This window comes from Novosphingobium sp., assembly GCF_019748365.1.
GTDB lineage: Bacteria > Pseudomonadota > Alphaproteobacteria > Sphingomonadales > Sphingomonadaceae > Novosphingobium.
Window position 1 is genome coordinate 80,214 of sequence record NZ_JAIEPN010000024.1, and the last position, 14,126, is coordinate 94,339.

11 protein-coding genes are annotated in these 14,126 nt (G+C 64.9%); 8 read left to right on the forward strand and 3 right to left on the reverse strand.

The features are described 5' to 3' along the window. Window positions 1-15: 15 nt before the first annotated feature. Entirely contained in the window at window positions 16-1,062 is a 1,047-nt protein-coding gene (locus tag K5Q19_RS03675; protein WP_292941305.1) for an AraC family transcriptional regulator, read from the reverse strand. 303 nt (window positions 1,063-1,365) lie between these two features. Here K5Q19_RS03675 and K5Q19_RS03680 point away from each other — a divergent pair, with 303 nt between their 5' ends. The 4 genes from K5Q19_RS03680 (at window position 1,366) to K5Q19_RS03695 (ending at window position 8,123) form a co-directional block, all read left to right on the forward strand. After that, window positions 1,366-2,292, forward strand: coding sequence for an alpha/beta hydrolase (locus K5Q19_RS03680; protein WP_292941307.1), 927 nt, complete (start codon window positions 1,366-1,368; stop codon window positions 2,290-2,292). Window positions 2,293-2,348: 56 nt separating this feature from the next. Further along, on the forward strand, window positions 2,349-4,757 hold the full coding sequence (locus tag K5Q19_RS03685; RefSeq protein WP_292941309.1) for a TonB-dependent receptor: 2,409 nt from the start codon (window positions 2,349-2,351) through the stop codon (window positions 4,755-4,757). Window positions 4,758-4,849: 92 nt separating this feature from the next. Next, window positions 4,850-6,424 (forward strand): fatty acyl-CoA synthetase, encoded by a 1,575-nt coding sequence (locus K5Q19_RS03690; protein ID WP_292941311.1) that lies wholly within the window; start codon window positions 4,850-4,852, stop codon window positions 6,422-6,424. Between the two features lie 97 nt (window positions 6,425-6,521). Beyond that, window positions 6,522-8,123 carry a hypothetical protein gene (locus tag K5Q19_RS03695; RefSeq protein ID WP_292941313.1) on the forward strand — a complete coding sequence of 534 codons (1,602 nt, stop codon included), beginning with the start codon at window positions 6,522-6,524 and terminating at the stop codon, window positions 8,121-8,123. Here K5Q19_RS03695 and K5Q19_RS03700 read toward each other — a convergent pair. After that, window positions 8,120-8,860: an SDR family oxidoreductase gene (locus K5Q19_RS03700; RefSeq protein ID WP_292941315.1), complete on the reverse strand. Its 741-nt coding sequence runs from the start codon at window positions 8,858-8,860 to the stop codon at window positions 8,120-8,122. The genes K5Q19_RS03695 and K5Q19_RS03700 overlap by 4 nt on opposite strands. Before the next feature lie 13 nt (window positions 8,861-8,873). Then, a complete protein-coding gene (locus tag K5Q19_RS03705; RefSeq protein WP_292941317.1) occupies window positions 8,874-9,191 on the reverse strand; it encodes an EthD family reductase in 318 nt (105 codons plus the stop codon). A 143-nt stretch (window positions 9,192-9,334) separates the two neighbouring features. On the opposite strand from K5Q19_RS03705, the gene K5Q19_RS03710 reads away from it, so the two are divergent. Genes K5Q19_RS03710 through K5Q19_RS03725 form a run of 4 tightly spaced genes read left to right on the forward strand, consistent with a single transcriptional unit; the run spans window position 9,335 to window position 13,921 of the window. After that, window positions 9,335-10,555, forward strand: a complete 1,221-nt coding sequence (locus K5Q19_RS03710) for a cytochrome P450 (protein ID WP_292941319.1) — start codon at window positions 9,335-9,337, stop codon at window positions 10,553-10,555. Then, window positions 10,552-12,075: an AMP-binding protein gene (locus tag K5Q19_RS03715; protein ID WP_292941321.1), complete on the forward strand. Its 1,524-nt coding sequence runs from the start codon at window positions 10,552-10,554 to the stop codon at window positions 12,073-12,075. Before K5Q19_RS03710 ends, K5Q19_RS03715 begins: the two co-directional genes overlap by 4 nt. Further along, complete coding sequence (locus tag K5Q19_RS03720) at window positions 12,072-13,322, forward strand: thiolase family protein (RefSeq protein ID WP_292941323.1); 1,251 nt, start codon at window positions 12,072-12,074, stop codon at window positions 13,320-13,322. The genes K5Q19_RS03715 and K5Q19_RS03720 overlap by 4 nt, the downstream gene beginning before the upstream one ends. Window positions 13,323-13,327: 5 nt before the next feature. Continuing rightward, window positions 13,328-13,921, forward strand: a complete 594-nt coding sequence (locus tag K5Q19_RS03725; RefSeq protein ID WP_292941325.1) for a TetR/AcrR family transcriptional regulator — start codon at window positions 13,328-13,330, stop codon at window positions 13,919-13,921. Window positions 13,922-14,126 lie beyond the last annotated feature (205 nt).

The following is a 14,126-nucleotide window of genomic DNA, read 5'->3' on the forward strand; positions in this document are numbered from 1 at the left end:
CCCGGGCGGCAGACCTCAGGCGGGACGCGTGTCCTTGCTCTGGGTCTGCCGCCGGTATTCCAGCGCACCGATGCCCGACCAGCGCTTGAACGCGCGGGAGAAGCTGGACGGTTCGGCAAAACCAACCGCCACCGCGATCTGTTCGATCGTCATGTGCCCATCGGTCAGCAGTTCGCGCGCCCGGCTGTAGCGCGCTTCGTCGATCATGGCGGAAAAGCGCGTGCCCTCCTCCGCCAGCCGCCGGTGAAGCGTCCGTTCGGACAGGGCGAGCATGCGCGCGGCCTCGCCGGCGGTGGGAAACTCGCTGTCGCTGCGGCTGAGCCGGGCAGCAAGCCGACCCTTGATCGTGCCATCCGTCTGAGCGCGGCGCAGCATGGTGTCGCAGCGGGAGCTGTAGAGCGTGACGAGATCGCTATCGGCCATCGGCAGCGGCAGGTTCGCCGCGCCCGGCAGGAACAGCCACTGCGTCTGATCGGCGTTGAACTGCACGGGGCACGGAAAATGGTGCTGCTGCTGTGCCCAGTCCGGCGGGGGCGGCGTGGTCAGCGTGACGCGCTCGAGCGGCAGGATCCCGCCCATCAGATCGGCAACGAGGGTGCGGATCGCACCAAGATCGCGGTAGTGGGTGAAATCATGCAGCGGCCCCGCCAGCTTGACGCAGCTGCCGATGAGCGCAAAGGCACCGTTGGGCGCCAGAGCATAGCGATAATTAATCAGCGAATAGGTGAGCGACTGGCAGCGGCAGGCAATCTGCAGCGCCTCGCCCAGAGTGCGCGCAGTGATCATCGCGAGGCCAAGCTCGCCGTATTTTATCGCGCGGTAGCGAAGGCCAACATCGAACCAGATGTTGCGCGCTTCGGCCGTGCAGACCGCAAACGACTTCTGCAGCTGCAGTTCCTCCTGCGCGAGCAGTTGGCCGGAATGGGCATCGAGCCGCACCGGCCGGACATGGCTGGTGCGGCAGAAATCATCCCAATCGACCGTGGCCTGGCTGGCCAGGGCGCTGCGCATGATCCGTGCGCTCAGGTCCGGCAAGGTCGCGTAGAGTGCATTGGAGTCCATGCTCCATCCCCTCCTCTTTCCCCTAGTGCTGCCTTGTTTTTTGTGAACGTAGCGGTCGCTGGCCACATCCGTCAATAACTTGGCGCGCAGCGACATGGTGCGAGACCGCCCATTCGCCTAGCTTTCCTGATATGTAGCTAGATTTTTGGGGGTTGTCGTTATTTTCCAGATATTTGCCGCAAGCCCATTTCGGATGGTGCTTGGCGGTCAGGAACAAGCCGTATTGCGGCGATCGCTTGCCGAAGCCCGCGCGCATGCTCGCAGCGGGCCGAATGTGATTTTGCAGGTCGCAGGAGTCCTTTGATGGAAGAACCGTTTGTCTTGCCGGAAACCGCAGCCGTGCTCGCCGGGATCGCCGAACAGGGCGGCCCGCACCTTGCCGACCTGTCTGCCACGGACATGCGCGCCGTCTATCTGCAGATGGGTGCGCTGTTCGATGTGCCGCCCGAAGCGGGCGTACGCTGGAAGGACATCGCCGGCCCAACCTGCGGCTTGCGTGCCTATTTCCCGGGCGAGGCCGTTGCCGGCCCGGTCGTTCTCTACATGCATGGCGGCGGCTGGGTGATCGGCGATCTGGAGACCCACCACCCGGTCTGCAGCACGATCGCCGCGATCACCGGTTGCCGCGTCGTCGCTGCCGACTACCGCATGGGGCCGGAGCAGCCCTTCCCCGCCGGCCATGACGATTGCGTGGCGGCCGCAGAATTTGTGCTCGGCAGCCCGGAGGAGCTGGAAGCCCCCGTTACCGGCCTTGCCACGGCAGGCGACAGCGCTGGCGGCAATCTGGCGTATTACGTGGCGGCCGCGCTTGGCGCGGAAAAGGTCAAGGCGCAGCTGCTAGTCTACCCCTGGCTCGATTGCACCGCGCCCGATCACGGCTCGTACAAGGCATTCGGCGAAGGCTTCATCCTCGATGCCAAGCTCCTTGCGCGCTTCGCAGCCGACTACCTGCCAGGCGAAGGTGACGCGGCAGGCCCTGCAGCATCGCCCCTGCTGCATCCGCTCCCCGCTGCCCTGCCCCCGGCGGTGATCCTTACAGCGGGGCTCGATCCCTTGCGCGATCAGGGCCGGGCGATGGCCGGACGCATGGCCGCGGCGGGGATGGAAGTGCATTTCATGGAGGCCAGGGGCCTCATCCACGGCCTTGCCACCATGCGGGCCGCCTTCCCGACAGCCGACCGCATCCTGAGGCGTGCGATCGGCGTATTTTCAGATCTGGTGAAGGGCTGACGAACCCGGTCCGCCTGAAACCACAACAACAAAACGACAACACAAAGGAGAGGGAAATGAGCAACATCAGGCGCAGCATCCTGGCGGCATCGACCGCCATAGGTCTGGCAACTTTCGCCCACCCGGCATTCGCGGCCCCCGCAGCGGAAGGGGCCGCTGCCGAGGAAGCCCCCGTCGGCGAAATCATCGTCACTGCCAACAAGCGCAGTGAAAGCATCAGCAAGGTCGGCGCCAGCGTCGCCGCGTTCGACACGACGCTGCTCGACAAGCGCAACATCGTTCGGCTCGACGAACTGGCCAAGGCCGTGCCGAACCTCGCCCTCGCGCCCTCGACCCACGGCACCCCGGTGTTCACCCTTCGCGGCATCGGCTTCAACTCGGACTCGCTCGGCGTCTACCCCGCCGTCAGCCTCTCGCTCGATCAGGCCCCGATGCCCTTCCCGGTGCTCGCCGGCCACTCGCTCTATGATCTGGAGCGCGTCGAAGTGCTCAAGGGTCCGCAGGGCACCCTGTTCGGCCAGAACTCGACCGGTGGCGCGATCAACTTCGTTGCAGCCAAGCCGACCAAGGAATTGCAGGCCGGCTTCAACCTCGACTATGGCCGCTTCAACGAAGTCCACGGCACGATGTATGTCAGCGGCCCGGTCAGCGAGACGGTGGGCATGCGCCTTGCCGTCGATGCGATGCATCGCGATGCCTGGCAGTACAACTTCACCCGCGATGACCGGAACGGCGAGCAGAACTATATCGCCGCGCGCCTGATCACCGATTGGCAGGCCTCCGACAAGCTCAAGTTCGAACTCAACATCAATGGTTCTGTCGACCGGTCGGAGCCGCAGGCGCTGCAGATCATCGCCTCGCTGCCCTCGAACCCCGCCGCCCCGACCCCGGAAGAACTCAACGCCCCGCTGGCGCCGCGCAATCTGCGCGCCGCCAACTGGTCCAATCGCGGCCGCCGCGGCGTCGGCACCCAGTCCGACACCGATTCGGCTGAGCCGCGCGGCAACCGCAAGATCGTTCAGGCCTTCCTGCGCGGCGATCTCAACGTCTCAGACACTGTGACGCTGACCTCGATCACCACTTACAACCACCTCTCGCAGAACATGGCGTTCGATCTCGATGGTTCGCAGTTCGAACTGGTCGACAACCCGCAAGGCGATGGCACGATCGACGACTTCAACCAGGAACTGCGCCTGTCCAACGCGTCGGCGCCAGGGCAGCGCTTCCGCTGGACGCTGGGTGCCAACTACAACCACAGCAAGGTCTACGAGCTTCAGATCATCACCTACGGCGACAACTCGCTGAGCAACGCCGGCACCAACTTCATCCATGAATCCGACGTGCGAAATCGCGGCCGGATGGACAACTACGCCGTGTTCGCCAACGGTGAATACGACCTCAGCGACCAGCTGACATTCAAGGCCGGCATCCGCTACACCAACTCCAAGAACAGGAACCGCATGTGCGGTTCGGACACGACCGAAGACCAGCAGCTTTCGGCGCTGTTCCGCCTGCTCGGCAACCTGCTCGGCGGCAGGGACATCCCGATCGGTCCCGGCGACTGCATTTCGCTCAATGCGCAGAACCTGCCGGGCGATCCGATCAACATCACCCTCAAGGAAGACAACGTCTCGTGGCGGGCGGGGATCGATTTCAAGCCCAGCTCCACAACGCTGCTCTATGCGAACATCTCGCGCGGCTACAAGGCAGGTGCTTTCCCGGTGATCACCGGCGCCACGCAGGAAGTGTTCAAACCGGCCAAGCAGGAATCGGTCACGTCCTATGAAGCGGGCGTGAAGACCCGCCTGATGAACAACGCCATCTCGCTCAGCGGCGCGGTGTTCTATCAGGATTATCGCGACAAGCAGATCCAGGGCACGGTCAACACCGCGCTGTTCGGCCTGCTCCAGCGCCTCGACAACGTGCCCAAGTCGCACATCTTCGGCGTCGAGGCCGATATCGTGATCCGTCCGACCGCCGGCCTCACGCTGTCGGGCTCGATGTCCTACCTCAAGACCAAGGTCGACGAGTATTCGGGCATCACCGTGTTCGGTGATCAAAGGAACTTCGCCGGCAGCCGCCTGCCCTTCGCGCCGTCGTGGTCGCTGGTTGGCGATATCGACTACCGCGTGCCGACTTCCGCGGGCGGTGAGGTCTTCGTGGGTGCGGGCATCAACTACCGCACCTATCAGGATGCCTATATCGCCGGCAGCCAGCTGCAGATCCCCGACAACGGGGTCAACCGCTGGATCGACCGCACCGCCTTCCGCATCGAAGGCTATGCGCTGGTCGATGCGCGGATGGGCTACACCTTCCCCGGTGAAAAGCTGACTGTTTCGGCCTGGGGCAAGAACGTGTTCAACACCTTCAACGTGCAGAACAAGATCTCCTACAACAACATCATCACCCAGGCGACCGGCATGCCGGCAACCTATGGTGTCTCGCTCCGGGTGCGCTTCAAGTAAGCACCACAAGCAAGGGGGGAGCAGTGCCGGTGGCGCTGCTCCCTTTTTGCTGTGTATCGTCCCCCCTCCACCAGCCATTTCGAAGGGTTCCCATGCCAGCGGAAACGCATCCTGATAGGGTTATCGCAGCCGCCATATCACGGGCGCGGGCGCAGTCGCTTTCGGCCATGCTTGCTCGCTCGGCGGAGCGCCACGGCGCGAAAACCGCGATCATCTGCGGCGGGGTGACCTGGAGCTATGCCGAGTTTCACCGCGAAGTGGAGCGGCTGGCGTCTGGCCTCAAGCGGCTCTGCCTGCAGCCGGGCGACCGTATTTCGATCCTTGCGCGCAACAGCCACGCCTTCATCGCACTGCGCTTCGCCATCGCGCGCGCCGATGCGGTGCTGGTGCCAATCAACTTCATGCTGAATGCCGAGGATGTGCGCTATATCCTTGATCATTCAGGCGCGCGGGTGCTGTTCGTCGACGAGACAACGATCGAGACCGGCCTTGCTGCACGCAGTGACGCGCTTGAACACGTCTTCGGCATCCCCGGCGAATGGGCGCCCCCGCCTGCCGCTGTCCCCGCGTGGACCGACCTGCTGTGCGACGATCCGATTGACCCGCAGCAGCGCGGCGGCGAGGACCTGCTGCAGATCGTCTATACCAGCGGCACGGAATCGCGGCCCAAGGGCGCGATGCTTTCGCACAATGCTGTGTTGTGGGAATACCAGAGCTGCATCATCGATTGCGAATGGACCCGCGATACGGTTGCGCTGCATGCCATGCCGCTGTTCCACTGCGCGCAGCTCGATTGCATGATCGGGCCAGCGCTCCATGTTGGCACCACCAACGTCATCACAGGCTCGCCTGCTGCGGACAACGTGCTGCAGCTTCTGGTGCAGCATGAAGCCACTTCGTTCTTCGCACCGCCGACCGTGTGGATCTCGCTGCTGCGCTCGCCCTTGATGGAAACAGCCGACCTCTCGGCGCTGGAAAAAGGATACTATGGCGCCTCGATCATGCCGGTCGAAGTGCTGCGCGAGATGAATGCACGCATCCCGCAGCTGCGCCTGTGGAACCTTTACGGCCAGACCGAGATCGCCCCTGTCGCCACCATCCTGTTCCCCGAAGAACACGCCGAGCGCCTCGGTTCGGCGGGGCGGCCTACGCTCCATGTCGAAACCCGCATCGTCGATGATGCCATGCAGCCGGTCGCGCCCGGCGAGATCGGCGAGATCGTCCACCGCTCGCCGCAGCTCCTTTCGGGCTACTGGAACGATCCCGAACGCACTGCAGACGCCTTTGCCGGCGGCTGGTTCCACAGCGGCGACCTCGGCGTGGCGGACGAGGCCGGTTACATCACCGTGGTCGACCGCAAGAAGGACATGATCAAGACCGGCGGCGAAAACGTCGCCTCGCGCGAGGTGGAGGAAGTGCTCTACCAGCACCCTGCAATCAGCGAAGTTGCGGTGATCGGCATGCCCGATCCCAAGTGGATCGAGGCGGTCACCGCCGTTATCGTGCTACGCGAGGGACATGCGCTGGAAGCAGACGCGGTGCTGGCGCATTGCGGCGAGCAGCTCTCGGCGTTCAAGGTTCCGAAGAAGGTGGTCTTTGCAGAGAACCTTCCGCGCAACGCCAGCGGCAAGATCCTCAAGCGCGAGCTCAGGCTTTCGCTGCTCTAGAATCCAACCATCAGCCGCTGCGATGAAAGACCAATGATTCACTCTATTTGACAGCCAAAGCCGCGCATGGTTCCCCCTCTGCGCAAAGGGGAGAGATATGCGCACGATCCTGGCCTTTGCAGCACGCGCCAATCGAACATCGGTCTTGGGCATGGCCGCCGCGCTTGCTCTACTGCCGACGCCGGCCATGCCGCAGGGCCGACCTGCATCCACCAACCGGATCGACGTCGCGTCGCTCCCGCTGGTCGGGACAGTGGACGCCCGCTTCCAATCCTACAATGTCGAGATGGCGGAAGTCACCGGCGGGCAATTCTGGAAGCCCTACCCGCCCGCTGCCGCCGGTGCCCTGCCGTCCACCGGGACCACGCCGTTCGAATACCGCGCCCCAATCGACCTCGCCAATGCGCGCCTGCGCAAATTGGCGCGGGCTCTTGGTCCGGCGTACCTGCGGGTGAGCGGAACCTGGGCCAACACCATCTATTTCCCGGACGAGCAGGACGATGCCGTCTCCTCACCCCCGCCGGGCTTCAAGAGCGTCCTCCACCGCGCGCAGTGGCAGGGGGTGATCGATTTCGCCCGCGCGACCGATGCGAAGATCGTCACCTCGTTCGCGATCGGCGATGGCGCTCGGGACAAGGGCGGCGTGTGGACCACTGATCAGGCCGCGCGCTGGGTGCAATTCACCCGCTCCCTCGGCGGAGAGATCGCCGCTGCAGAATTCATGAACGAGCCGTCGCTGGCTGGGATCGGCGGGGCCCCCAAGGGCTATACGGCTGCAGACTATGGCCGCGATTTCCGAATATTCGTGGCGTTTGTCCGGAGCACCTTGCCGCACATGGCGATCCTCGGGCCGGGCTCCGTGACAGAGGTGCCCGCGCCTTGGGGCATACCGCCCCTGCCGGGGTCGATTCCGAGCGCGGCGCTGCTCGCGGCAACAGGCCCCGGCATCGATGCGTTCTCCTACCACCACTACGGCGCCGCCTCGCTGCGCTGCGCCGCAATGCACATGCCGCAGACCAGTGCCGCCGACGCGCTGTCAGAAGAGTGGCTCGCCCGTGCCAGCCTGACCCGCGCGTTCTATGCCGACCTGCGCGACCGCTACACGCCCGGCAAACCCCTGTGGATGACGGAGGGCGCCGATGCCGCCTGCGGCGGAAACCCCTGGAGTGGAACATTCCGCGACAGCTTCCGCTACCTCGATCAGTTGGGTCGCCTGGCGAGGGAAGGCGTGGAGGTCTCGATGCACAACACCCTGGCCGCCGGCAGCTACAGCCTGCTCGATCAGGAAACCCTGAGCCCCAAGGCCAATTACTGGTCCGCCCTGCTTTGGCACCGCCTGATGGGGTCCAACGTACTGGACGCAGGCCTTGCTCCGACTAACGGATTGCATCTCTACGCCCACTGTCTGCCCGGCAAAGCTGGCGGGGTGACGCTGCTGGCGATCAACAATGGCAAGACGGCACGCCAAATCCGCATGCCCAGGCAAAGCCTGCGCTACACCCTCTCCTCACCCGGCCCCGCATCCGCCAGCGTGAAACTGAACGGACGGCTGCTGGAATTGGGCGCAAATGATACGCTGCCGGACCTTGCCGGCACCACCCAGCGCGCCGGAGCCGTCACGCTCGCGCCCGAGACGATCACTTTTCTGGCGGTGCCAAGCGGCGGCAACGCGGCTTGCAACGGAGTGCCTGCCTTCTAAGCCGCGAGATACTCCCCGCCCGTGACAAACACCACCTGCCCCTGGATCATCTCCGCCGAAGGGCTGGCGAGGTATTCGATAAGGCTGCAGTAGTCGTCATGCGTCACGTTGCGCCCACTCGGGCTAGCAAGGGCAGCGGCGGCGAGGATTTCCTCGGTCTTCTCGCCATAGACCTGCCGCAGCGCTTCGGTGTCCACCGCGCTAGGTGCCACGCAATTGGCCCGCACGCCCAGCGGCGCCAGCTCGCGCGCCAGATAGCGGATCAGACTTTCCGCCAGCGACTTGCCCGCGCCCACCGCCGCATAGTTCGGGATCACCGTCCGGCTGCCACGGCTCGAAAGGAAGAACACCGTGCTGCCCCGGCGGAACAGCGGCACGGCGGGCTGCACGAGATAGACCAGCGCGGTGCCGTTCAGATTGATCGCTTCGGTAAAGGTCGCCGGATCGACCGTGAGCAGCGGCTCTGGCAACACTTTCACCGCGCAGTGGACGAGCTGGTCCAACCGGTCCGTCTTGGCCGCGACTTCGGCTACAACGGCCTGCGCGCCTTCCGGCGTGCTGACATCACCCTTGATCAGATGGCAGCGCGCGCCGAGCGCCTCGATTTCCGCCTTGGCGCTGTCCGCCGAAGCCTGATCGGCGCGGAAATTGAGGAAGACATCCGTATCGGGCTTGGCGAAACGTTTGGCGATGGCAAGGCCGATACCCTTGGTGCCGCCGGTGACGAGAATGGACATGATGCGCGCCCCCTCAGCCGTCGTGGCCGATGGAGGAGACCAGCGTCACCCCGAAGCGCTCGATCATGCCGCCCGCATCGGCGCGCAGCGCAAGCCACTCCGGCGTCTGCTCATCGCGTTCGAGCGCGGCCTTGTCCGCCCAGGTCATGATCGCGAAGCGGTAGGCCCCGGCTTCGGCGCCTTCCAGCCCTTCGGCAACGAGGATCGTCTCGAGGCTGGTCAGGTTCGGCAGAGCCCGCGCGAGCGGCGCGTGGACATTGGCATAGGCGGTTTCGAAGGCGTCGCGGTCTTCCGGCTTGGGCGCCGACCACACGGCAACAAGCTTGAGCATTGATTCTCTCCCTTGGCGCTTGCCCCCGAGAGGACGGGTTTCCATGCCCGCTGCGCCTTCCCCGGGAGGCTACCAAACAAGTGTTTGCTATGACAAGAGCGCGATGATAGCCAAAGCGCGAAATCCGGAGCTTTTCTCTCACCATGCCTACTCCGCAACTGGTCTTCGATCCGCGCGATCCGGACGTGATCCAGCGCCCGCTGGAAACCCTGCTACGATTGCAGACGGAAGACCCGGTGCACTGGTCGCCCTTGCTCAAGGGCTGGGTGCTGACCCGGCACGACGACGTGAAGTCGGTGCAGATGAACAGCGGCATCACTTCGGACCGGCTCACCCCGTTTTTCGAAAGCCAGCAGGGCGAGGAACGCGCGAAGCTGGCGGATCTGATCCGCTATCTGAACACCTGGGTCGTCTTCAAGGACCCGCCCGATCACACCCGCCTGCGCACCCTGCTCAACAAGGTGGTGACCCCGGCTGTCATGCGCGATCTCGAAGCCGGTATCGCAGAACTGGCGGACGGGCTCCTCGACAGGATCGCAGCGCGCGGGGACGGCCGGTTCGAGTGCATCAGCGAATTTGCCAACCCCCTCCCCGCCAGCGTGATCATGGACCTGCTCGGCGTGCCCCGCGCGGACATGGAAAACTTGCGCGACTGGTCGATGCAGTTGCAGCCCTTCCTTGGCAATGCCACCAGCACCGACGACAAGTATGAAACCGGGCGTGCGGGCATCGTGGCCATGGCGGACTATTTCCGCGCCGCCGCACACGAGCGGAAGGCAAAACCGCGCGGCGATGTGATCTCGCACTTTGTGATGCTGCAGCAGACCGGCCAGATCACCGAGGATGAAGTGCTCGGATCGTGCATCCTGTTCCTCTTCGCCGGGCACGAGACGACCACCAACCTCATCGGCAACGGCATCCGCGCGCTGCTGGAAAACCCGGACCAGAGGGCCAGGCTGCTCGCAGACCCTTCGCTCGCGGCGAGCGCGGTGGAGGAGATGCTGCGCTTCGAAGGGCCGACCGGTGCGGTGGTGCGCGTGGTGAAGGAGAGCTTCGAAATGCGCGGCAAGCTGCTGCGCAAGGGCGACCGTGTCTACGCCATGGTCAATGCCGCCAACCACGATCCGGAGGTGTTCGAGAACGCGGCGCAGTTCGACATCACCCGCTCGCCCAACCGCCACCTCACCTTCAACCACGGAATCCATTTCTGCCTCGGCGCACCGCTCGCCCGGGCTGAGGGCCGCATTGCGATCACCCGCCTCTTCGCGCGCTTTCCGAACGTCGCGCTGGCGAGCGAGACGGCGGAATACATGGACACGCTCACCATGCGCGGGGTGCGCGAAATGCCGATGGTGACCGGATGATCGAAGCTCCCGCCTTCGCCATGCCCGCCGTCTGGGCCACCCACGCCCGCTTTGCGCCGAACCGGATTGCGGCCATCTGCGGCGAACGCCAGCTCACCTGGGCCGAATTCGACAAGGGCACCGCGCGCGTCGCCAATGCGCTGATCAGCCTCGGTGTGCAGCACGACGAGCCCGTTGCGCTCGTGATGACCAATTCGCTCGAGATGCTGGAAGTCATGTTCGGCATCGTGCGCGCAGGCGCCTGCATGGTGCCGATCAGCGGCCTGCTGACGGGCGCACAGATCGCGACGATGATGGCCGACAGCGGCGCGCAGACGGTGTTCGTCTCCGCCAGCAACCGCGCGCTCGTGGAAGGTGCGGAGCTCCCGCCACACATTCGCTGCATCGCTATCGGCTTTGAGGGCGAAGGCTGGGAACCGCTCCCAGCCGCCCCCGATAGCGATCCGGCCGTCCGCATTCGCCCCGAAGACCGCTTCAACATCATCTACAGTTCGGGCACCACGGGCCTTCCCAAAGGGATCGTGCAGAGCCACGGCGCGCGCACCCATTTCGCGTGGTCCAACGCGCTTGAACTCGGCATGACGCGGGACAGCGTGACGCTTGTCAGCACCGCGCTCTATTCCAACGGCACGATGTTCATGGTGCTCCCGCCGCTGCTGCTCGGCGCCACCATCGTCATCATGGAGCAGTTCAGCCCGGCCGGCGCGCTTGCGTTGATCGAGCGGCACAAGGTCACGCATGCCTTCATGGTGCCGACGCAGTGCATCGTCACGCTCGACGATCCGGCGCTCGGCCAGCATGACCTTTCCAGCCTCAAGGCGCTGCTGTCCGCCGGTTCCTCCCTTCGCGCCGATACGCGCGAGGCGGTGATCGCGCATATGACGCCGCATGTTTACGAACTCTACGGCTTCAGCGAAGGCTTCGCGACGATGCGCAAGCCGGGCGACACCCCCTCGCGCCCCACCGCCGTCGGCCGCCCGGTGCTTGGCTTCGACATGCGCATTGTCGGCCATGATGACCGTGAAGCGGCGCGTGGCGAACCGGGCGAGATCGTCGGGCGCGGGCTCGGCATGATGGCGGGTTACCACAACCGCCCCGACCTCGACGCCGCGATCCTCTGGCGCGACGAGGCCGGCACCGAATACCTGCGCAGCGGGGATATCGGGATGATCGACGCAGAAGGCTTCCTCCACATCGTCGACCGCAAGAAGGATATGATCCTCTCGGGCGGCTTCAACATCTTCCCAGCTGACCTCGAAGCCGTGATCGGCCAGCACCCCGAGGTGCAGGACGTGACCGTGATCGGCATTCCGCACCCCAAATGGGGTGAAACACCGCTCGCGCTGGTGATCCCGCGCGGAGAGCCCGACGTCGCCGCTCTGCTGGAATGGGCCAACACCCGCCTTGCCAAGACGCAGCGCCTCGCGGGCCTTGAACTCCGCACCGAATTCCCGCGCAATGCGCTGGGCAAAGTGCTCAAGCGCGAACTGCGCAGCCCCTTCTGGGAGAACGCCGGATGACAGACGTCTATATCGTCGGCAGCTATTCCAGCATGTTCGGCAAGTTCCCCGATCGCAGCTTCAAGGACCTGACGCGCGAAGTCTATCTCGGCGTGCTCGCCGATGCTGGCCTTGCGAACGGCAACGACATCGGCATGGCCTGGTTCGGCAATTGCGGCATGTGGACCGACGGACAGGGCAGCATTCGCGGGCAAGTCTGCCTCACCCCGCTGGTGCGCGAGGGCCTGTTCCCGGAACGCGTGCCGGTCATCAACGTCGAAGGCGGCTGCGCCACGGCTTCCATCGCGCTGCACGGCGCGTGGAAGGACGTGCTCTCCGGCCAGACCGACCTCAGCATCGCGTTCGGCGTCGAGAAGACGTTCAATCCCGTGCACCCGGAGCGCACCAAGGCCCTCTTCGACGGCGGCATCGATCAGTACGACACCGACGAATGGCTCACGTACTATGCCGCTGCGGGCGAGGCCTCCGGAAAGCCGTTCGAACCCGGCCCCGGCCGCACGATCTTCATGGATACTTACGCCATGCAGGCTGCGTGGCACATGCGCACCCACGGCACGACCGAGCGGCAGATCGCGATGGCCTGCGCCAAGAACCACACAGCCTCGGTCCACAATCCCAAGGCACAGTACCGCTTCCCGCTGACGGTGGACGACGTGCTGGCCGACCGCCCGGTGAGCTGGCCGCTCACCCGCTCGATGTGCGCCCCCATCGGCGATGGCGCCGCTGCCGCGCTGGTCTGCTCGGGTGATTGGCTCGCCCGGCAGCCTGCCGCCGTCCGCGCCCGCGCGGTGCGGATTGCCGCCAGCACGATGACCGCCGGCAAGTATCGCCGGCTCGACGAGCCCGGCCTGTCCCAGCTCGCCGCGCAGAAGGCCTACAAGGCCGCCGGGGTCACCCCGCAGGATATCGACCTTGCGGAAGTCCACGACGCCACCTCGTTCTGCGAGATCTACCAGTCCGAAATGCTCGGCTTCTGCGCCATCGGCGAAGGTGGCCGGCTGGTTGAAAGCGGCGCGACCACGCTCGGCGGCTCGATCCCGATCAACCTCTCGGGCGGCCTCGTCAGCAAGGGGCACCCGGTTGGCGCCACCGGCCTCTCGATGATCGACGAACTGATGCTCCAGCTGCGCGGCGAGGCGGGGCCCCGCCAAGTCAGCGGCGCGCGCATTGCCTTGGCCGAGAACGGCGGCGGCGTGATGGGCTTTGACGAGGCGGCCTGTTCGGTCATGATCCTGCAGAAGGATTGATCCGCATGGCCACGACCGCCCCCAGAGTTGAAGCACGAGGCGGAGAGAACCGGCGCGAGGCGCTGCTCGATGCCGCCGCCGCGATGTTCGCCACCAAGGGCTATGATGGCACCTCGATCCGCGACATTGCCGGCGCGGTCGGCATGCTGCCGGGATCGCTCTATTACCACTTCAAGTCCAAGGAAGACTTGCTCATCGCGGTCTACCGCAAGGGTGTGGCGCGGTTCGAGGCCGCGATCGACGCAGCGCTGGGCGGGACCGTGGACGAACCGTGGCAGGCGATCGAGGCGGCCTGCGCCGCACACCTTTCGATCCTGCTCGATGGCGGCGACTATGCCCGCATCGTCAATCCCGAATTCGTGCGTTCGTTCCCGCCCGCAATGCTGCCGACACTCAACGCCGAGCGCGACCGCTACGAGCGGCATTTCGAGAAGCTGATCGCAGCGCTGCCGCTTGATCCCCAGACCGATCGCTGGCTGTTCAAGGTGGCCCTGTTCGGCAGCCTGAACTGGTCGCAGACATGGTATCGCAAGGGCCGCTACACACCCCATGATATCGCCGCGGCCTTCATCGGCATGCTGCGGCTGAAGCAAGCGTGATCCTTCCGCTGACGGGCGCGGAAAGAGGCGGAGAAAGCCAGAAAATTGGCCAGAAGGATCATAGCCCCCATGCGCGACATGTGGTGCAATCTGAGAGGGTGCTTTAGACAAGCCGATTAACAGGAGTCCGGTGTCAACACCGGGATAAAAACGGGCCAGGCACCGGTTTAAAAAGGGGCCAGTTGGGTTGAATAAAAAGCCCCAT